Raw genomic sequence first — 20,116 nt, 5'->3', positions numbered from 1 at the left:
GGCGATCTCTTCGAGCGGATGCAGGAATGGACGGCCGAGGGTCGCTACGGCTGGATCTTCGGGGCCAATGCCGAGGACAGTTTCAGCATCGATGGGGACGTCGCTGGCTTCGATCTGACCGGCATCCTCGATTCCGAGAGCGAGCGGGAACGCATGGCGGTCCTGTCGTACCTGTTCCGACGGGTCGAGCGCGTGATCGAGGATCGCAAGCCCACGATCATCGTCATCGACGAGGCCTGGAAGGCGCTCGACAACGCCTACTTCGCGGAGCGGCTCTCGAACTGGCTGGTGACCGCGCGCAAGCAGAACGCCGTCGTCGTGATGATGACCCAATATGCCAGCCAGCTCGAACGTACCCGGACCGGCAAGACCATCGTGGAAGCCGTGCCGACGCAGGTGCTCTTGCCCAACATCCGCGCCTCGGCTGCCGATTACGCGATGCTCGGCCTCAGCGAGAAAGAACTCGACGTTCTTCTGGGCGTCGGCTCCGCCTCGCGCCTGGCTCTCGTGCGCGATGACCGGGGTTCCGTCGTGATCGACGCTGATCTCAGCGCCCTCGGCCCGCTCGTGACCATCCTTGGCGGCATGGAGAAAGGCGAGGCCCTCGTTGGCTCTGACTACCGGGACCGCCCTGATTTCTGGAGAGTGACATGACCCGTACCATCATCCGCAGCGCTGTGCTGCTCGGCCTCGGCCTGACCCTGACGGCTTGCGCGCAGCATAACCCCGCGCAGGCCAACTGCTTCAACTTCCGCGAGGCGCCCGCGCAGGCAGGAACCGCCACCGCCACGATCTCGACCATGGGGGCGGAGGTCACGCGCCGCGACACGGCCTGCGATTTCGTCCTGTTGGGTGCGGGCGGCTGAGCCAATGCGGACCTGGCTTCCTCTCTCGATGATCGGCTTTGCACTGGCAGCTCCCGCGGCGGGGCCAGCGGTCGCCCAGGGCGTGCCGACCTTCGATCTGCGCCTGTTCGCAGAGCGGCAGGCGATCCTCGAGCAGACCGATCGGGACCTGACACTGCAGCAGGACCGGCTAAGCCGCGAGGAGGAACTGGCCGAGATCGAGCGTCAGCAACTCGCCTCCCTCGAAGGGCTGATGGATGCTATGTCGCTTGGCGCTGGAGACGTGGCCGGCACCGTGGCCGGGCTCGAGGCAGGGCAGGGGGCGGTTGATGAAGTCGAGAGCGCCGCCGCCAGCCTCTATGCGCCCGAGGACAACAACCCGGCCGCCGCCCGAATGTTTGGCGATGCCAGGGAAGGGATCGAGGAGCTGATCATCCGCGCAGCACGCGATACCCATAGTCTGCCCGGGGTGAGCCGCGCGGGTCTTTCGCTCGTGCAATGGCGCTGTCTCTTGCAGGCGCTGATCTGGCAGGAGAGTCGTTTTCAGATTGGAGCGCGCTCACCCGTGGGGGCCTTCGGACTTACCCAGATCATGCCCGGTACCGCGGGCGATCTCGGGATCTACCCGGCCTATTACGACGATCCCTATCTGCAGGTCACCGGCGGTGCGCGATACCTCGCACAAATGCTGAACATGTTCGACGGCAACATCATCCATGCGCTCGCCGCCTATAACGCCGGTCCGGGCAATGTGCAGGATTATGGCGGTGTGCCGCCCTTCGCGGAAACCCAAGCCTATGTCGTGGTGATCCCGCAGCAGTACAACAGCTACCTCGCGGCCGTAGGCGGCATCGACGCGCTCGGCACCATCGACCCTGTGCTCCTCGCCAACGCGAGTTTCAGCCTTTCGGCCCATGGGTCGGGGGTCTATGGCGATTATTCGCTGGTCTCGGTCCGTGCCGCCGCCCTGCGGGTTCAGGACATCATCACCCGCATTGGTGAGACCGAGGATCTCCACGAGGCCATCGCGCTCAACACCTATGCCCGGGCCGAACTGGCCCGGCTGGTCGCAATCCGGACCCGGATCAAGGCCGCCCGAACCGAGCCACTCAGCGCCGAGCAGATCGCCTTGGCGGCGGCCCAGGCAGCCGAACAGCAATTCATGGATTTCAGTCAGGAGGATTTGCGTTGAACCTGCGCCTGCCCCGTTCCCTTTTCGCCGGTAGCATTGCTCTCGCGCTCGCCCTCAATGTCACCGGACCTGCCGCGGCACAGGGTGTGCCCACGGTGGACACTCAGAACATTGCTCAGGAAATCCGCCAGCTTCAACAGATGCTGCAGGATTTCGGGATTCAGACGGATCTTCTGGACAATGCGTTGGAGCAACTGGACATGCTGCAAAGCCAGCTTGATCAGCTGAACGAGATGTATGCCTCGCTCACCGGGCCGCGCAGCATCCTCGGGCTTGCCATGGGCGGGGACCTCGACACCTTGCTTGAGGCCAACTTCGAAGACATCCCTGGCCTGATCCGGGGCATCCAGGCGGGCGATTGGAGCGCTCTCATCGGGCCCAATGCCGGGCCCATGCGCACGCAGATGGAACAGGCGCTGGCAAGTGCCGGGTTCGACGAGGATTCACTCCGCGAAATCGCCACCAGCGGCAATCCGGGCGCTGAAGGCGTAGCCACGCGGGCAACCACAGGTGCTGTGATGTCGGCGGCGGCGCAGAACAGCCACGCAGAGGCGGAACAGTCTCTCGAACGGGTGGAACGTCTGGTCGAGATGATCCCGGACATGGAAGATCTCAAAGCCTCGATGGATCATAACACACGCGTCACGGCGGAACTCGCCATCGCCATGACCCGGATGTGGGAGCTGGAAGCGATCCAAACCCTAGGCGCAGGCAATGCAGGCGTGGTTGACGCCGCCACCGTTGCTGAAGAACGCCGCTACATGGACTTCACCTTGCCGGATCTTGAGCCGTGAGTGGGGCAGGGGTGATGACTGCGCGCGAGCTCGTGGAAGAGGAACTTGTCTACGGTGCCCTGCGCCGGGAACAGCTCTGGCGGATGATCGGCATTTCCGGGGCAGGCTTTGGCGTATTCGGCTGTTTGACGGCTGCGGCTGTCGCGCTGATGGTCGAGACGCCGCTTCCCGTGGTTGTGCCCTACGATCCCGCGACCGGGATGGCGCTCCCCAATGCCACGGTTGAAACCGTGTCGCTCGCCGAACGCCCTGCCGTGATCGAAGCGCAAATCTACCGCTACATTCTCGACCGCGAAACCTACAACCAGCTCGACAACGATCTTCGTGTCCGCCGTGTCCTGGCACAGTCTTCCGGATCGGCCGAGGCCAGCATGCGCGCGATGTGGACATCGGGGCAGGACAGCTATCCGCCGACGCGTTACGGGGCTGCGGCCGAGATGGCTGTCGAGATCGCATCGATCACCCTTATTGGCGATAACCGCGCCCAGGTGCGGCTCAAAAAGCGCCTGACCAGCCCTCAGGGGGTACAGGATGGATCGTTCACTGCCACGTTGATGTTCGAATTCCGGCCCGAGCGGACCCGCGCGATCGACGATGTTTGGCAAAACCCTTTCGGTTTCACCGTTACCCAATATGCCATCCGATCGGACCGTTCCGAATGACTCGCACTCCAATCTCTGCGCTGCTGGCCGCCAGTATTCTCGCGTTCGCGGGAACGACTGCTTTGGCCGAAACTACGCCCCGCCCGGGTTCTCACGACAATCGCGTGCGCGTGGCGACCTGGACTGAAGGCCAGGTTTACCGTGTCGTCACGACTCTGACCCGCGTCACCACAGTCGAATTCGGTGAGGGTGAAACCATCCGCTCGATCATCGCCGGCGATACGGTCGGGTTTCAATTCGACGGTGTCCCGGGTGGCCGTGCCTTCGCCATCAAGCCGACAGCATCTGGCGTCGCCACCAACATCACCGTCTACACCAACCGCCGCTCCTACTACTTCCATGTCGTCGAAGCCCGGGAGACGCCGCATTATGTCGTGCAGTTCCGCTATCCTGAAAATCGCGTGCAACCCACCAGGGCGGTTGCGGCCGATGCGCCGAACGCGAACTATGCGGTCAGCGCCCGAGAAGAGTTCACGCCGACGGCCATCTGGGATGATGGTACCTTCACGTATTTCCGGTTTTCACGGAACGCGCCGGTGCCCGCCATCTTCCGATATTCGAACGGAAGGGAACGCGCGGTGAACAGCCACACCTCTAGTGACGGCGTCATCCGCGTGTCCGGCGTCAACCGACAATGGGTCCTTCGCCTTGGCGAAGAGGTGGTTTGCGTTCAGGACGCAGGACAGGCCACATCATGACCGAAGGTACGGAAGACCTCGCCGCGCGCCTCGCGGCTCTCGAAAGTTCGACAGGCAAAGCGAAGGCAAACAAGCGGCCTGCACCGCTTGCCGCGATCCTTGGAGTCGTCGGCATCGCGGCAGCAGGTGGTCTGGCGTGGGCTGCCCTACAGCCGTCGGCAGAAGCACCAATGGCGACCGCCGCGCCGGAAGAGTTCCAGAGCAGCGGCCCCGGATTCGGAGATCTGGAGCCGATTTCTGCCCCGGAGCCCAGCCAAGCCCCGCCTGCGGACACAGGTCCGAGCGAGTCGGAACTCGCGCTGATGGAAAGTCTTGCGACATTGAGAGCGGAACTCGAGGAACTGCGCGCAAGACCGGCCGAGGCCGCGGACAGCGGGGCGGAGCAGGCTATTGCGGACCTGACGGCGCAAATTGCCACCTTACAGGAAGCATCCGCCGAGGCGCAGCGTGCCCTCGAGCGGCAGCTGACCGAGCGGGATCGCGAATTGGATCAGCTCCGCATGGACTTGGAACTTGCACGGCTTGCACCACCAGAGCCGACCTCATTGGGACCAAGTGAAGAAGAATTGCGGCTGGCCGAACTCGAAAGGCGGCGCGCAGCCGAAGCTGAGGCCCGCGCAGAGCGCATCGCGTCTCCTATGATCGCCTTCTCCGGGATGGGCGCGGGTGCGGATAGGGAGAATACGCTGGAAGCCGCGCGACTGAATGCAGATGAAGCCTTTGTTCGTTCGGGCGCGCAACCTGCACAGGTGACACGTGCCGAAGTGATCGCGAACCCATCGAACACGGTTGTTCAGGGCACCATGATTCAGGCTGTGACAGAGACGGCCCTCGACAGCACACTGCCCGGCGCGATCCGCGCCATCGTCTCGGAAGACGTCCATTCTTTCGATGGAACGCGTATCCTGATCCCGCGCGGCGCGCGGCTGATCGGGCGCTACCGCTCCGATGTCGCACTCGCCCAATCGCGCGTCATGGTGGCATGGGACCGGATCATCTTGCCCGATAATCAGACCGTGCAGATCAGCGCCTTCGGTGGAGACGAACTCGGCCGTACTGGCACCACCGGGTTTGTCGACACCCGTTTCGCGCAACGGTTCGGCTCCGCCGCGCTGATCTCCTTGATCGGCGCCCTGCCTGCGGCTGCAGCGGGTCAAATCGACAGCGAGGCGGCGGCCGATGTTGCGAGTGATGTCGGCACCGACCTGCGCGATAGCACGCAAAGCGTGATGCAGGACTATCTGGCGATCCGGCCAGTGATACATGTCGATCAGGGTACACGGATCACGGTCATGGTTGATCGTGACCTCGAGATTTTCTGACATGGCTGCAAGTTATCTGGAAGCGTCGCTCGACCGTTTCGGCCCCGAGGTCCTGCGCGACGACACGATCGAGATCTGCATCAATCCCGACGGACAAGTCTGGGGCGAATTCCAGGGCGATCACTTCATGCGAGGTCTCGGCAGCCCGCTGAGCCAGACTGAGATCAAGGACCTCGGCAACCAGATCGCCTCCGCCGCCTCGACTACGCTCAGCACCAAGAAGCCTATCGTCTCGGTCTCGATCCTATATCGTGATCGCCCGATCCGCGCGCAGGTGATCCAGCCGCCGGCAGTCGAGGGCGGGTTTTCAATATCGTTGCGGTTCTTCTCCTCCCTGCCGCTGGAGGCAATCCGGCTCGGCTTCCTCTTTGGAAAGGAGCGCAGCCTCGAAGGTCTGCGCCGGGAACGGAACGCCGCGCTGCGCAATGTGGTTGCCTCCGGCGACATCGACGCCGCGCTGCGCTTCTGCGTCGAGAACAAGCTCAACATGATCGTTTCGGGCGGTACATCGACCGGCAAGACGGTCGCGGCGCGCAAGATCCTTTCGCTGATCCCGCCCGAAGAGCGGATCATCACCATCGAGGAGGCGGCCGAGCTGCGCCCCGAGCAGCCCAATGCCGTGACGTTGATCGCGGACCGGGACACGGATGCCCGCAGTGCCGATGTGCTCTTGGCCTCAACGCTTCGCATGCGACCTGACCGGATCGTCCTAGGCGAAGTCCGCGGGCGCGAGGCGATGACGTTTCTCGAGGCAATCAATACCGGCCACGGCGGATCGCTGACCACGCTGCATGCCGAGACCCCACAACTTGCCGTTCGTCGCCTCGCCATCGCCGCCCTGAAAACCGATGTGCCAATGACCTATGCCGACATGATCGATTATATTGAGGGCTCGATCGACGTGATCATTCAGGCAGGCCGCCATGAAGGCGCGCGCGGAATCACCGAGTTCTTCCTCCCGGGGCAAACCACAGATTTGAACCTCGACACGGTCGACGGCAGAGGCAACAAGAGCCCCTCCGTCGCCGCTGAGTAAAAAAAGGACCCCCCCCAGATGCGAAAACCAATTCTCGTACTCATGCTTGCCGCCTTGGCGGGCCCCCTTGTGGCGCAGACTTCGCCTCAGGTTTCAAACGATCTCACAGTCGATATGTCGCCTCAACAATACCGGATCTGCAACGAACGTCCGGCGCGCCCGACCTGGATGGACGAAATCAATCCGCGTGAAGCCTACAAGGCGCTGACGTTGATGGACCTTTATGAACTTCGGGCATGGGAACAGATTGTCGAGACAGGCAACTGTGCTTGCGATGTCCGCTTCCCGTCTTGGGAAGATGCCTCTGAGGAATTCGATGAAAAGTACCTTCCGGACTCGGCTGCGGAACACACAACCGCGCAGCGGGACATCAGAAGGCAGCGGAATGATCTACGGTTGGCAGTTCAGGAAATCTGCGAAGCTCAGGGCAACTGGTAATGGGCGTCGTCAGCTGGATGGTCGGAACCGCAGACGCGTTCCTTGTCGATGCGGCCGAGTCCCAGTTCGGGGCAGTGGCAAGCAATACCGGCACGATCGTCCTGCTGATGGTTACCCTCTCTCTGATTGGCGTCTGCATCAACATGGCATTCCAGTTCCGCAGCATGGATGGGGCCAGCTTCTTCTGGTATCTCATCAAGCTGACACTGATAGGCCTCTTCGCCTTCAACTGGGCCAATTTCAACGCGGTATCCAACGCTGTGATCGGGGGCCTCGACTATGTGGCGGGCGCGCTGGTGTCGTCCGTTGGCGGGGGTGGCGCAGGCGCAACCCATTTCGCAGGAGAGTTCGACAACCTGATCGAGCGCTTCGCGACATATCTGAACGCGATCGGCAGCAATCTGAACTGGATGACAGGCGCGATCCTGGGTGGGATCGGCCTGGTGCTCCTCAGCCTCCTTGGCTTCATGACCGGGATCGTCCTCATCTTCGCCAAGATGATGCTGACCCTGATGCTGGGCCTCGCACCGATCATGATCGCGCTGTCGCTCTTCGATGCAACCAAGGATTTCTTCCACAGATGGGTCTCGACGACGGTCAGCTATGCCTTCTACCCCATCGTCATCGCAGCCATGTTTTCGACCGTCGTCGGCATGGCGAATTCGCTTCTCGCGCAGCTCGGTGATCCGAACTCGGCAACCAACATCGGATCGCTGGTGCCGTTCTTCGTCATGGTGTTCCTCGCCAAAGGCTTCGTCGCTGCAACACCACTGATCGTGCGGGGGATGTCGGGCAACCTGATGGTTGCAGCCGCACCCGCTGTGGTCGCTGGATCGACCGGGATCATGCGGGGGATCTTCAATACCGACGGCGTGAAGGGCCGGGCGCGGATCGGCGCGCTCACGACAGGCGAAGTGATCGGGCGAGGCGCGGTTCAGACGCCTGCCGCTGTGCGGAGCGCTGCGGCAACGGCAAGCGCGCAGGTGGCACGGATAGCCGAGAGGGCAAAACGGCTGGGGAAGTGAGATGGAACGTCAATGTTCTCGTTGTCGAGAAGGGCGAAAAGCAGACTAATGGTGGTGGGGCATGGCAACTGCAGCGACGCTGGGCGAGCAGTCACTCGAACAACCCGCAGCGTAACGGGCGGATAGCAACTGTCGCAAGAAAGTGCAGCGGAGGAAGCTGTGGTTTCACTAATTTGTCCACATATCGTCGGGGCCGAGATAGCTCAGGTCAAGATGGGCCACGTCGTGAGCCACGTTCGCCCGAACAAGACCGCGGGCATTCGGGTTGAGCGGGTGCTGTAGCTTGCCGATCGCGCGCCCGTCCGGCGCCAGCACCAGCGGTTGGCCGTTTCTATGAAAGAGGCTAACTGGTGTCCCGGAAGGCGGTGGTGCCGCGAACCACTGGACGTTTCCAAGGTAACTTCGCTGCGCCCAGGTCCGGTTGTCCGACGGAGAAAACTCCTGGATGAATTCGAGCCACATCGCCTGTGTCTCGGCAGTTGGCCAATCGGGTTGCGCCGACCAGACCGCGAGGCCGGGCGAGCGCAGCCAGGCGCGCAATTCCGCGCCGGTCGTGAAGGTGGCGGCGGTGTCGGTAACGGCTTTGATGGCCGCCAGCCTTGAATTGAAGCCGGCCTGTATGAGTATCGAGGCGGAGCGGTTCATCGTCCCCGTTTCGACAGCGGGCACGGCCAGGCCAAGTTCATGGTCGTCCAACGGGAGTTCCAAAATGCCGACGACATCGCCATTGGCCGCAGCGCGAACGCGCAGGGCCTCCATGGCCCAAGGAAGACGATAGCCCAAGCCGCCTTCGATAAATTGCAATACCTCAGCTTCCTGTCCGGCGACGATCGCGGCCAATGGCTGTCCGAGGAGCCAGCATCTGAGGATGTCGCGCCAATTCACCGGGAATGGATCCGGTTCAAATGGGTAGAAGGCAAACACACGCTCGGCGATGCCGGTGATCGCAGCGATTGCCGCCTCATGATCCGCTGCCGCAAGGGCTGCGTTGGCCTGTATGAGAAGGTCGTTCGCCTCAGGCGCAATTGCGTCTAGCGCGTGCCCTGCTTCGAGCCCCAGCCCAGCCAGAAAGTAGCCGCGCCGTCTAGCGGCGGTCGAATTCGCCCAGATGAAGCGGCCCCGGGTGAGCAGCGTGGTGCGATAAGCAGCCCGCGTTGCATCGTTCATGCGGAACAGACGACGTTGCCAGAGCGACGATTGAAGGATGTTGTCGAGCGCGACCTCGATCTGATCATCTGGAACGTCGGCTTCACCGATGAGGCTGAGAATGGCCGTGTCGAGCGTCGCCATATGACGCTCCCACTCGTTGAGTGCCCGTTCGCGCTTGTCGGCCTTTTCGCCGGCGACCTCGGGAAAGGTCCATGCGGCAGCATTATTGACGACATAGTCGATCAATTGATCAAGGTTGCCTCCAAGCCGGGCGTGCATACGACTGAGCAACGAGAAGATAAGCTGGACGAGGCCGCTCTCCATCTCGCGCGCGCCGAGATCCTCGATCAGTCCGACCCATGCCTTGTGTTTTTTGTTCTTCGCGTCCTCAAAGATGGGATATAAGACAAGGCCTTCGACATCGACATATGCGCGGCCAGCGCGGCCGATGACGTTCTTAAACTCTGAAACCTTGATCTTTTCGCCATGGCGATAGAGCGAATGCATGACGACGGCTGTCGCCGACAGGTTGAGGCCCTGAGCCAGTGTCGGCGATGAGATTGTGACCTTGAGCACGCCATCTCGCAACAGCCGCTCGACCTCTTTGCGATAGGCGGTCGGCAACGCTCCATGGTGAAGCGCCACGCCAATCCGCAAGCATTTAAGGATGTCGCTGTCTGGGCCGAGCCATTCTTCGCCAAGCGCGATAGCGGTCTGGAGCGTAGCCGGAGCCACTGTGAGCAGCGACGCGAGCGCGCCGCGCGCGTGCAAGTCGACGATGACCTTGGCAAATGGTTCGACACTCCGGCGCTCGGGGCAATAGATCAGCACCGTTTGGCCATCGCTGACGAGCCGCCACGCCGTGGCGAGGCTTAGTTCCTGTTGGTTGTCCGGAAAGAGGCGGGTGCGCAGCTTCTTCGGCGGGGCGAATAACGGCGGGGCAGCGCCGGCAAGGAAGCGAGGCACGAAGGGGTTTTCATCCCCGACGCGAAGATTGAGGCGCGCCGTCGGAGAGTTCCAGGTTACCTCGCCAAACCGCAAGCGCGTCGGTCTCCAGTCGAGCTTGATCGGACCGCCGGGCTGGTCGCGACGCAGCCATGCCGAGAAGTCTTCAAGTTGATCCCCATCAGGAAGAATCGCTGACAGGCAGACGATGCGGCGCTGGTCGGCATCCTGGCGGCGCAGGAGACGTTGAATCTGAACCTCATACCGAACCTCGCGCTCCCCCGGTCCGATCATGTGGCCTTCGTCGAACACGAGCAGGCCGACGTCGTCGAGAAGCGACGGATCGTTCCTCAACGCGAAGTCGAGTTTTTCGGGAGTCGCGACGACGATGTCGCGCTCACGAATGGCGTCCTCATCGAAGCCGGATACGCCGATGCTGCCATAGAGAGCGGAGATGGTCTTGCCGAGCGGCCCAAATGTGCGCTGAAGGGTGGTTTCCGTCTGCGCCGATAAGGCGCGAAGCGGGGTCACGAACATGACTCGCCGTCCACTGGCCAAACATCTCAGAATGGACAATTCGGCGATGCGGGTTTTGCCGGCACTGGTCGGCAGCGAGACGACGAGGTTGTCGGTCTGATCGACAGCACGCGACGCCGCCTCGGTCTGCGAAGGCCAAAGGTCGACCTCGGCCCTCGGGCGGCGAGCAAGCAAGGCGATGAAGAGCTCGCGAAGGCCGGACCATGAAGCCGCGCCGCCGCCGGCGGGTAGCAGTGGAACTTTTTCGTGGAAGGTGTTCGACCAGAGATCGGAAAGCAGATGGATGGCGACCCGATGCACCCACCATTGCGGCAAAAGGTTCAATTCCGCGCAGATGTCGAGACTTTCGCGAAGCTGGGTGATCGCTTGGTCGAGAAGGGCACGCTCGCCGCGATCCAGCGCGAGCAGGAACATCGCGAAAGCGCCGAAGAAGGCGTCCGTGAGCGCGAGATCCAAGCCCTCGAAAAGGAAATCCTTTCCGTCGCGCTCCGGAGCGTCGGCAGCGACGGGCTCAGCGAGACGCTGCTGGAAGAGCGCCGCAATGGTCGTGTCCGATCCTCGGCCATCGAGGCGGAAGGCATACACAAGTGCGCGCAGCTCGTTGACGTCTCGGCGCATCAACAGCGCGAGCGCCTGTTCGATTGGCGAGAAATTCTCCTCAGCGGCCACGATAGCAAGTAGAGAATAGGCGCGAGCTGACAGGTGCGCGAGGTGATAGCTGGCCGCCGCAATAACGAAATGGAAATCGCGGTCTGCTTCGTCGCGATTGCCCTTGGCCATAACCGCCTCGAGGGCGGTCGCCGCCTGTTCGAACGCGATCCGTGCCTGGTTCGGATCGCCATCGAGTTCGAGGAGGCGCAGCCCCAGCCCAAGCAAGCCATATGCGTAGTTGTGGAGATCGAAGCTAAGCTGCGGCGAGAAGGCGGGTGCGTCAGGCGGGAGAATGCCATCACGCCAGATCATGGCGCGGGCCTGGCCTCGCGCGATGAGCCTGCCACGAAAGCCTGCCGTCGCTGCATCGGTGATGGCGGTTTCGATCGCGTCAGGAGTGGTTGGCATCGGCTATGACTCGATCGTAGACGGCCCCGACAAAGTCGGCATGCCCGTTAACGTGCAGGCCGATGCCCCATTGTCCGATCGGACCGGGATAGGCCTGCAGCGCCTGCGTCAGCAAGGCCTGTGGGGAGTTTCCGGAGAAGGTGAAGAGGAGATGTCTCACGCTCTCTGGCGGGATACCGTGCCGATAGAGCGCCTCGTCGATGGCGTCGACGAGCGGCGCATCGGTCCCCAGCTCCATTAGCCTGGCTGAGATGAAGGACAGCGCATGTGACGATGGAAGGCCGCCATCCTTATCCAGACCGGTCCGCGCCTCCTGCAGCGTTTGGGCTCGCAGGTCGATGCGGCTCTTGGCTTCCGTCTTTAGGAAGCGGAGGCGTTGTGTTGCCGGGTCAAGCGTCATGCCGATGACGTCGTCACCGCGCATCGCCATATTGCGGTGGTCTTTCCAGCGCAGCCGTTTGACGGGGGCACGATAGCCGCTATGAGCATCGATCCATTCCGTTGCATAAATCTCGCCGAGGTCGCCTGATCGGATCTGCGGCGTTTGTGGGAGAAGATCAGTGATCATCTGCGCGGCAGCGACCTTGCCCAGCCTCGCAAGCGCTGCAGCAATGCGTTCCTCGGCGGCGTAGTGGGTGGGCACGGCTGTAGCCGTCGCTTGGATGCCGGTTGCAGCGTCCGCGGGGCGGCCCGTCATGACCCGAACGTGATGATTGCCCAGAGGCGTATCTGCAGAGTCGCACCAATCGTTGAACTGCACCATGCGCCTCCTCCTCAGGCCGGGAAGAGGTCGCGAACACGAAGGAAGGGCATGCCGGTTTCAGCAGCCCTGCGCACCTTGCGTTCCAGAACTTGGTTGAGCGGTATCTCCCGGTCGAGCATCTCGTAGAGGTCGAGGCCCTCCATGCAGATGACGCGCTTGCCTCGACCGAAGGCGACGAGGCCGTCTTCGGAGAAGCCGCTGATGCTCACGAACAGGCCTCGCGTCCAGGCCGCTTTCTGCTCGATCTTGCCGTGGAAGGTGTGGAGATCGGCAACCCCGATTGGCTGGCCTTGCCATTTTGCTTCCAGAAGATAGGTGTCGCTGCCGAGTTGGAAGCTGCCATCGATCTGCTCACCGCGCAGCCGAAAGGGCTCTTGTGCGGCAAGTCCGAAGGCATCGAACAGACCCTTAAGGAATCCTTCAAAGGCGAAGCCGCGTGTCTGTGCGCTGAGCGAAGAGACACGCAGCAGTTCAGATTTGATGTTCGCGATTTTCTGGCGATCGACGACGGGCGCGGATGTGGGTTGAACCGGCGTTGGCGAAATGCCATCGGAGAGACGGTCGATCAAGCGTTGATAGCGCGAACCGGCGTTCGCCACCGGGTCCTTTGTGCCGCTGCGCGCGAGATATTCGCATCGGTGCTCCCAGAGTGCGGCGAGCACGCGCACGGCTGTGCGGTCATCACATTGTTGCAGAAAGTAGCGCAGGCGTTTCCCCTTGGACCCACCGTTCGCTGAGAACTTGGGATCGTCGATGTTGATCTTCAACTCGGATGCGAAAAATTCCGCGAAGCTCGTGTCCGAAAAATCGAGCACGAAGCCCGGGCCTCGGACAAAGTCAACGAGATCATCGACAAGGCGTAGGTCTATGGAACGCATCACGCTAATAAATTGCCCTCCCCGGCGCCCATAGTGCTGCTACCCAAGTGCCTATTTCCCAAATGGCAGATTCCGTACAAAGAAGTAAAAAAGATAATCTAGGTTCATTCCCATTGTGGCCGGAATCTTGTTGCAGTGCCAGACGAAAGGCGGCTTTGGAGAATACGGCGAAGCAGCATCCTTACAAGACGTCCGGCCGCATTGGGCCGAGGCTGTGTGGAAACGCGGTGGCGACGTCGGGGGCGTGAGCGATCAGAGCATTTCCGGAGACTGGGTTCGTATTGTGGGCACATCGCGTTCACCGCGCCTCTGGGAGGGGGATCTGACGGCCACTGATCGGCCTCATGTAGCTCCAAATGACTGCGATCAGCCCTGCATGGCCTGCATCAGTCCCCTGACGCCGAGCAAGGCGACCATTCGCTTGATGTTGTAGGCTAGCACATTCAACGCCATCTCGCTCCGGACGTTCTTCAGCCTGCGCATCAGGAAATGGGTGCCACCCATCCACGCCTTGATCGTGCCGAACGGGTGTTCGACGGTGCAGCGGCGGAGGGTCATGTAGTCCGGGTCGCGCCCCAGGCGGCTATCCATGTCGTCGACCAGATCTTCCCGCTCCCAGCGGGAAATCCGACGCTCGTTGCCCGTCGTGCAATTAGTCCGGAGCGGGCAGGTCTTGCATCCGTTGATCCAGTATCGCCGGATCGGGATGCTGCGTTCCTCGGTCGTGTACCGGTAGGTCAGGTCCTCTCCCGCAGGGCAGACATAGACATCCCGCTTGGCGTCGTAGACGAAGTCCGCCTTCACATACATGCCCTTGGCCGCATTGCCCGAGGTCGCGGGCCGCGGCACGGTCGTGGTTATGCCCGCCTCATGGCAGGCCAGGATCTCGGGGCCGCTGAAATAGCCCTTGTCGGCGATGGCATGCAGGTCGTCCCGCCCAAGGGCGGCCTTGGCCGCGTTGGCCATCGGGCTGAGCTGTTCGCGGTCGAAGCCCTGATTGGTGACCTCATGTGCGACGATGAGATGGGTCTCGGTATCGACAGCGCTCTGCACATTGTAGCCGACCATCCCGCTGTGCCGCGCGCTGGTTGCCATCGAGCGGGCGTCGGGGTCCGTCAAGGAAATCTGGCTATCAGGCGCATCGGCCAGGGCTTGGTCCATCTCCTTGAGCCGCGCGATCTCCTGCCGGATGCGTCCATAGCGGCGGGACAGATGCTCCACCTTCTCAGTCCGAGCCTCGCCTTCCTCCTGCCGGTCGATGCGGACCATCTCGGTGATATAGCGTTCAACGTCGGCTTCGAGATGGGCGATGCGGCTGGCGATCTTGCCCTTGGTGAAGTTCTTGTCGCGGTTGTTCACGGCCTTGAACTTGCTGCCATCGATGGCCACGCAACCACCCTTCAGCGTGCCGATCCGGCGGCAGAGTTCAACGAATTGCGCGCAGACTTTGCGGATGCCCACGCAGTTGTCACGCCGGAAATCCGCGATGGTCTTGTGATCCGGCACCAGCTTGCCGGTCAGCCACATGACCTCGACATTGCGCCCCGCCTCGCGCTCCAACCTGCGGCTCGACGGGATGCGGTTCAGGTAGCCATAGATGAACAGCTTGAGCAGCACCGCAGGGTCATAGCCTGGCCGTCCAGTCCACGCGGGGGCGGAGCGGGCGAAACCAAGACGCTGCAGATCGAGCTCCTCGACGAAGAAATCCACGACACGAACGAGGCTGTCATCACCGATCCAGTCGTCCAGCCGTTCGGGGAAAAGCACCGACTGGCCGCGATCAACGCCCTCAATGAAACCCGCCATGCCCGCCTCCGCCTGACCTGCGGAAGTTTACCACAGAGAGCGGTTTCCACACAGCCTCGGCCGGTCACGTATGCTGTGCAATGATCCTTCGCGTCGTCAGAACCGCCGCAGCCAGTTGGGTTCTGTCAGAGGGGCGCAGACCCAGCCCGGCCAGATCGAAGGAGAGCTGATCCGACCCAGCGGCACCCGCAGCGGTCCGTGCAGCCCTCCCTCGCGCCCGCCCTGACGGTGCTGGCTTGGGATCGAGCTGTTCTTGCGAGGGAGATTGAGCCGCTTTGGGTAGCGCATTCGCCTCGGACCCCTGTGCCCCCGCAGCCGCACGCACCTCTTGCAGCTCTTGCTTCAGCTTCTCCACCGTTTCCCGGGTCTCGGACATCTGCCGATCTCGCCGCAGACCATCCTCGTCCGGATAGGGGAAGCTTCCCGACTGGCCCGCGTGCAGCACCTTGAGCGCCGGGTCGTCGAAATACTTCACCCTTCTTGCCCGGATCGGCATTTGCGCGTCTATCACTAGGATGACCTCGTCGAGATCCATGCGCCGGGCTTCATCCTCTGTCAGAAGCGGGGTATCTTCTGTCCTCTCCGAAACGCTGCGCCCCTCAAACGGATTGCGCCCGACCGCGCGTGACCGGGTCACCACGCGCTTGGTGGTCTTACCAACGGCCTGGCTCAACTCCTCAATGGTCTTCTGTTCGGACGGGGTGAGGTAGAGCTTCACACCTGCGCCGCCCTGAAGCGACCTGCGGGTGTTCTCACCATAGATCTCGTCCAGCGCGGGGATCGTCTGGGTGACGATGGCGAGGTTGCCGCCGAAGGAGCGCAGCGTCTTGATGCTCTCGGCGACGATCGGCATTTTGCCGAGCCGGTCGAACTCGTCGAGCATGATCATGACGGGCCAAGGCTCGTCGTCTCCAGGTTCCTGCGCCTGCAGCGAGGCAATCAGGTCCGAAAAGAAGAGGCGGATCAGCGGGGCAAGCGGTCGGATCATCTCGGATTCGACCACAAGATAGATCGCATGCGGGCGGCGGCGGATATCCCGGAATGAGAAGTCAGAGGTCGCGGTGGCCGCGTCGATCGCGCGGTTATCCCAGGTGTCGAGTCCCGAGGTCATGAGAAGCGACAAGTAGGAGGTCAGGGTGTCATTGTTGGTCGATGCCATACGCTCGAAGATCAGTTTGGCCGACTTGTTCTTCACCTCCTGCGAACGCTTCAGGTATTCCTTCTGCTTGTCGCCCCCCGAGGCTGTGATGCGATAGATCTCGCCGATGGTCGGCACGCCGCGCTCGATGGCCAGAAGACCTGCCGCCACAAAGAGGTCGATACCCCCGGCCAAAAGCCCGCTCAGCTTTTCGTTGTCAGTCTGCAGGAAGAGCTTGGCGGTGAGTTTCAGCTCCATTTGCTGTCGGTCGGGGTTGGTCATGGCCGCGATGCGCGCGAGCGGGTTGTAGCGATGCGTCGGTCGGTCCCAGTCGGTCGGCGCGAAGCGGAAAACCTTGTCGCCCATGCTGGCGCGGAAGCGCGAGGTCTCGCGGAAGTTCTCACCTTTCACGTCGAGCACCACAGCCGAGCCCTTGTAGGTCAGAAGGTTCGGGATCACGAAGCCCACGCCCTTGCCGCGGCCTGTAGGCGCCACGATCAGCGCGTGGGGGAAGGTTTTTGAGACAAGGAACGGGCGCCTGGATTTCGGGGAGCCGAGCTTGCCCAGAAGAAAGCCGCCGCCGGGCTTGGCAAAGAAACCGTTCTTCTTCATCTCGCTGCGGGTCTGCCAATGCGTCGTCCCGAAGCGAGTCAATGCATCCCCCAGAAGCGTGACGCTCAGCATCAGCGATGCCAGGCCGAAGCCGCCAAGGATGAGGTTCACCCAGAGGAAGTCTTTTGGTGCGGACTGAGACAGACCCCGATATTCGCGGGCAAGCAGGGTGACGTCGAAACGCGTGGGAGAAAGCCCATAGCGGAACATGACAAAGCCGGTCGCCACGACATAGCCCATGGCGAGACCGACCAGCACGAGGCTCAACACTCCTAGGGCAATCTTGCCTTTATCCATGGGTGATCCCCTTCTCACCATGTGCCGCGGCGTGGCGCGCGCGCTGCGCCTCGATCTGCTCTTCGGCCAATGCATCGAGAACGCGCTCCATCGCCGGGCCGTGCGCAGTGACCTCGCTGCTTTGAAGATAGGTCCTGGCGAGTTCCAGCTGGCGCAACGGATCCTCAGTGAACTTGTCGAGGACGTCCGCGTTACCGGCCCGCAGCGCGTCGATTGCGTCGGGGCTTAGTCGCTCGTTTATCTGTCGGACGATGTCCTGCTGCTCTGACTCGGAGAGCGGGCCCTCGACGTCGGCGTTTCGCACAAAGGCCATGACGGTTGGCGCTGTCTCTTCCAGATGCCGGCGCTCGGCGTAGTCTTGTCGCGCCTGGTCCTCGATCTCGAAACTGCGTTCGCTGATATAGGCACGCGACGCGCCGAGCGAACGAAGGTGATTGATTTCGTCCTGGACGGCCTGCCCGAACTCGTCATCCGGCATCTCCGTGCGATAGCGGGCGAGGGTGCGGAGCTCTTCGGTAATCGGACCGAAATGATCCGAAGGATCCCGCAAGGCGAGGTCCATGTCGCCAGCATGAAGCGTGCGGTCCTGCTCCGATACCGCATATTGCGGCGGCATTCGACTGTCGGTCAGCTGTTCCCAAGCCATTGAGGCCAGTTCGGCATGTTGCGGCGATTTCTGCGCGTAGGCGTCGAACGCGGCGCGGGCCTCTTCCACCTCCACGGCGCCTGCCCGCCGCACAGAGGGGTCGTCGGAGAACGGATGATCGAAATCCGTCCGGCGGAACTGCGCCACCAGCGCACTGAACGCCTGCCGCTCCGATGGGGAAAAGATGTCGGACCCGTCTTGCGCGAGATCACTCCCAGGTGTCGTCAACCGCTCACCAAGCGCTGCCTCAGCGTCATCCACCTCGTCGACCTCGGTTGGCGCGCGCAGGACGCGTACATCGGTCAGAACATCGCCCAACCGAACATGCACGGCTTCCAGCCGGTCGAGCGCTTCTTCCCGGTCCGCAGGTTTCTCCAGATCGAGTCCCCCTTCCTTGGCAATCGCCTGCAGATCCTGTGCCAGCCACTGGCGCTCCAATGCGGCATTGCCTGCCCCTTCCCGCAGGCGCGCGGCCACAGCCTCGGCATCGATGCCCGTGCCTTGCAACGCCTCGGCCAGCTTTGGTGCCACCTCTCCATCGTCAAGACGCGCGAGGTGATCTTCACTTAAGTTCGGCCTTGCATAGATGCCGTCCCGGGACGGGGCATCGACCAGGGCGGCGGAGCGATCCCCGAGCGGGTTCAAATGCGCGACCGAGGCCAGAACGTCGGTCAGCTTGCGCTCGATCACCGGCCTCTCGGCCGCCGGCGCCCTGTCGATCGCCGCCTCGATTTGGCGAATGTTCTGAGAAAACTCGGTGATCAACGTGTCGAACGCTGCTTGGTCTTGGGACATGTAGATGGCTCCGTCAGATTGAATCTGACCGCCACTGGCAAGGATGGTGCTGGCCCTCTCGAGCGCCTCGGCCAAGTCTTCGAAATTCGAACGTGACGCCTCCGCCGCCAGCCCGCGGTAGATCAACGCATTGTGCCTGACGGTTTCCAGAGCGGCCGCCAGGTCAGCGCCGGTTCTCTGGCGTTCGACAGGAGAACGGCCTTCGTCGCGGGCCTTGTAGATTTCATCGATCTCGGCGCGGTAGGTCGTGACGCCGCGATCCAGACGACGCGTCGCCTCAAGGCGGATCCCATGAACTTGGGCAGCCTCGACCATCGCCTCGCGAAAAGCGTCGTAGTTGAAGTGGTGATCCTTCCCGAGAAAGAACATTTCGCCATCCTTGCTGCGGCGGTTCAGAACGATATGCGCATGTGGATGCGCGCGATCTTGGTGTATTGCAGCAATATAGTCGAAATGCGACCCCTCACCTTGAAAGAACCTCTCGCAGACCGCTTGGGTGATATCGCGCACTTCGTCGCCGCTCGTTCCAACCGGGAATGCCATCAGCAGATGCGACGTATGTCCGAGCTTGGGGCTGTAGCGCTCGTTCCACTGGTTCTCGAACCGCCGCGCCACTCGGTTGATCTCGGCTTCCGAGAGCTGCTTCTTTCCATCATGGGTGCCGCGACTGTCGAGGATATGGGTCGACTTCGTCGTGAGATATGTGAGCTGCGCCCGTAGCTGCGCCCCGGTGTGGCAGCCCCCTTTCGAGATAGCCTTGAAGATCGCTGGCGAATAGCCGCGCGCGGCCCGAACCATCTGCGCGCCCTTGGAAAGCCCCTGCCAGGATCCCGAAACTCGGCTCCAGCCGCGGTCAAAGAGCGCCGGGTCGATGCCACGGACCCGGTCACTCCGCGCCATTCTCATCCCTCTCGGCGAGGCCCGCCAGGGCAGAGCTGATCTCAAGGTCCAGCACGCTGCGCCGCGCACGCGACATCTCCTGGACTTGGTCGGCCAGATCGAAGACCAGACCCGCAAGGGCGCGGACGTCACGGTGACTTGAGGCCGGGTAGGACAGTCTCTCGCCCCGCACCTTGGCCTCGTTCAGACGTCGCGCGATCTGGTTCACGTTGTTGCCGACCCGGTTGAGCGCGGCGCCGAGACTGCGCAGCTCGTCGCACATCTCGTCATCGGGCAGGAAGACACCTTCGGCCGCCAGCATCAGGCGGCGCATTGCATCCGAGCGGTGCGCAATCCCGCGCCGCGACAGCGCCGCGTCGAACCGGCGCAGGTCGTCGTCCGAGACCCGGATCCCCACAACCCGCGATCGGCTGCCGTTCGCTGTCTGACGCTCACCCCAGTGGTTCACCACATTGTAGATCGTCTTCAGGCTGACATCGTAGCGCGCGGCCAACGACGCCGCGGAGACGCCGTTCCGGCGGTCCTGGGCGATGGTCGAGCGCTCGATCTCTGACAGTCTGCGACGTCGGGGCATTTTGA

17 protein-coding genes are annotated in these 20,116 nt (G+C 62.4%); 10 read left to right on the top strand and 7 right to left on the bottom strand.

Going from position 1 to position 20,116, the window contains the following annotated elements:
• The 10 genes from P0645_RS16805 to P0645_RS16760 form a co-directional block, all read left to right on the top strand.
• The coding region (locus tag P0645_RS16805) for a VirB4 family type IV secretion system protein (protein WP_502855176.1) at positions 1 to 654 on the top strand (654 nt) is incomplete at its 5' end.
• The gene (locus P0645_RS16800; RefSeq protein WP_284165714.1) at positions 651 to 866 is read left to right on the top strand and encodes a hypothetical protein; all 216 of its coding nucleotides are present in this window, start codon (positions 651 to 653) and stop codon (positions 864 to 866) included. The genes P0645_RS16805 and P0645_RS16800, both read left to right, overlap by 4 nt.
• 4 nt (positions 867 to 870) lie before the next feature.
• The gene (locus P0645_RS16795) at positions 871 to 2,037 is read left to right on the top strand and encodes a lytic transglycosylase domain-containing protein (protein WP_284165713.1); all 1,167 of its coding nucleotides are present in this window, start codon (positions 871 to 873) and stop codon (positions 2,035 to 2,037) included.
• A complete protein-coding gene (locus P0645_RS16790; RefSeq protein WP_008336087.1) occupies positions 2,034 to 2,831 on the top strand; it encodes a type IV secretion system protein in 798 nt (265 codons plus the stop codon). Before P0645_RS16795 ends, P0645_RS16790 begins: the two co-directional genes overlap by 4 nt.
• Positions 2,832 to 2,845: 14 nt before the next feature.
• Positions 2,846 to 3,493, top strand: a complete 648-nt coding sequence (locus P0645_RS16785) for a VirB8 family type IV secretion system protein (RefSeq protein ID WP_284165712.1) — start codon at positions 2,846 to 2,848, stop codon at positions 3,491 to 3,493.
• Positions 3,490 to 4,191, top strand: coding sequence for a TrbG/VirB9 family P-type conjugative transfer protein (locus P0645_RS16780; RefSeq protein WP_284165711.1), 702 nt, complete (start codon positions 3,490 to 3,492; stop codon positions 4,189 to 4,191). Before P0645_RS16785 ends, P0645_RS16780 begins: the two co-directional genes overlap by 4 nt.
• Complete coding sequence (locus tag P0645_RS16775; RefSeq protein ID WP_284165710.1) at positions 4,188 to 5,513, top strand: TraB/TrbI/VirB10 family type IV secretion system protein; 1,326 nt, start codon at positions 4,188 to 4,190, stop codon at positions 5,511 to 5,513. The genes P0645_RS16780 and P0645_RS16775 overlap by 4 nt, the downstream gene beginning before the upstream one ends.
• 1 nt (position 5,514) lies before the next feature.
• Positions 5,515 to 6,549, top strand: a complete 1,035-nt coding sequence (locus P0645_RS16770) for an ATPase, T2SS/T4P/T4SS family (protein ID WP_149884457.1) — start codon at positions 5,515 to 5,517, stop codon at positions 6,547 to 6,549.
• 18 nt (positions 6,550 to 6,567) lie between these two features.
• Positions 6,568 to 6,987: a hypothetical protein gene (locus P0645_RS16765; protein WP_284165709.1), complete on the top strand. Its 420-nt coding sequence runs from the start codon at positions 6,568 to 6,570 to the stop codon at positions 6,985 to 6,987.
• Positions 6,987 to 8,012: a TrbL/VirB6 family protein gene (locus P0645_RS16760; RefSeq protein WP_284165708.1), complete on the top strand. Its 1,026-nt coding sequence runs from the start codon at positions 6,987 to 6,989 to the stop codon at positions 8,010 to 8,012. Before P0645_RS16765 ends, P0645_RS16760 begins: the two co-directional genes overlap by 1 nt.
• Before the next feature lie 168 nt (positions 8,013 to 8,180).
• Here P0645_RS16760 and P0645_RS16755 read toward each other — a convergent pair whose 3' ends face one another.
• From P0645_RS16755 to mobC, 7 genes are all read right to left on the bottom strand, one after another.
• Complete coding sequence (locus P0645_RS16755; protein ID WP_284165707.1) at positions 8,181 to 11,702, bottom strand: DEAD/DEAH box helicase; 3,522 nt, start codon at positions 11,700 to 11,702, stop codon at positions 8,181 to 8,183.
• A complete protein-coding gene (locus tag P0645_RS16750; protein ID WP_284165706.1) occupies positions 11,686 to 12,465 on the bottom strand; it encodes a Hachiman antiphage defense system protein HamA in 780 nt (259 codons plus the stop codon). The genes P0645_RS16755 and P0645_RS16750 overlap by 17 nt, the downstream gene beginning before the upstream one ends.
• An 11-nt stretch (positions 12,466 to 12,476) precedes the next feature.
• The gene (locus tag P0645_RS16745) at positions 12,477 to 13,280 is read right to left on the bottom strand and encodes a restriction endonuclease (RefSeq protein ID WP_284165705.1); all 804 of its coding nucleotides are present in this window, start codon (positions 13,278 to 13,280) and stop codon (positions 12,477 to 12,479) included.
• Positions 13,281 to 13,709: 429 nt separating this feature from the next.
• Positions 13,710 to 15,149 (bottom strand): IS1182 family transposase, encoded by a 1,440-nt coding sequence (locus tag P0645_RS16740; protein WP_284165704.1) that lies wholly within the window; start codon positions 15,147 to 15,149, stop codon positions 13,710 to 13,712.
• Positions 15,150 to 15,213: 64 nt separating this feature from the next.
• The gene (locus P0645_RS16735) at positions 15,214 to 17,196 is read right to left on the bottom strand and encodes a type IV secretory system conjugative DNA transfer family protein (RefSeq protein ID WP_284165703.1); all 1,983 of its coding nucleotides are present in this window, start codon (positions 17,194 to 17,196) and stop codon (positions 15,214 to 15,216) included.
• Positions 17,189 to 19,537 carry a relaxase/mobilization nuclease domain-containing protein gene (locus tag P0645_RS16730; RefSeq protein ID WP_284165702.1) on the bottom strand — a complete coding sequence of 783 codons (2,349 nt, stop codon included), beginning with the start codon at positions 19,535 to 19,537 and terminating at the stop codon, positions 17,189 to 17,191. Before P0645_RS16730 ends, P0645_RS16735 begins: the two co-directional genes overlap by 8 nt.
• Positions 19,524 to 20,111: a plasmid mobilization relaxosome protein MobC gene (gene mobC / locus P0645_RS16725; RefSeq protein WP_284165701.1), complete on the bottom strand. Its 588-nt coding sequence runs from the start codon at positions 20,109 to 20,111 to the stop codon at positions 19,524 to 19,526. Before mobC ends, P0645_RS16730 begins: the two co-directional genes overlap by 14 nt.
• Positions 20,112 to 20,116 lie beyond the last annotated feature (5 nt).

This window comes from Frigidibacter sp. SD6-1 (assembly GCF_030143255.1).
Lineage (GTDB): Bacteria > Pseudomonadota > Alphaproteobacteria > Rhodobacterales > Rhodobacteraceae > TMP-24.
The sequence above is the reverse complement of the archived record's forward strand: the minus strand, read 5'-3'. Positions and strand labels throughout refer to the sequence as shown.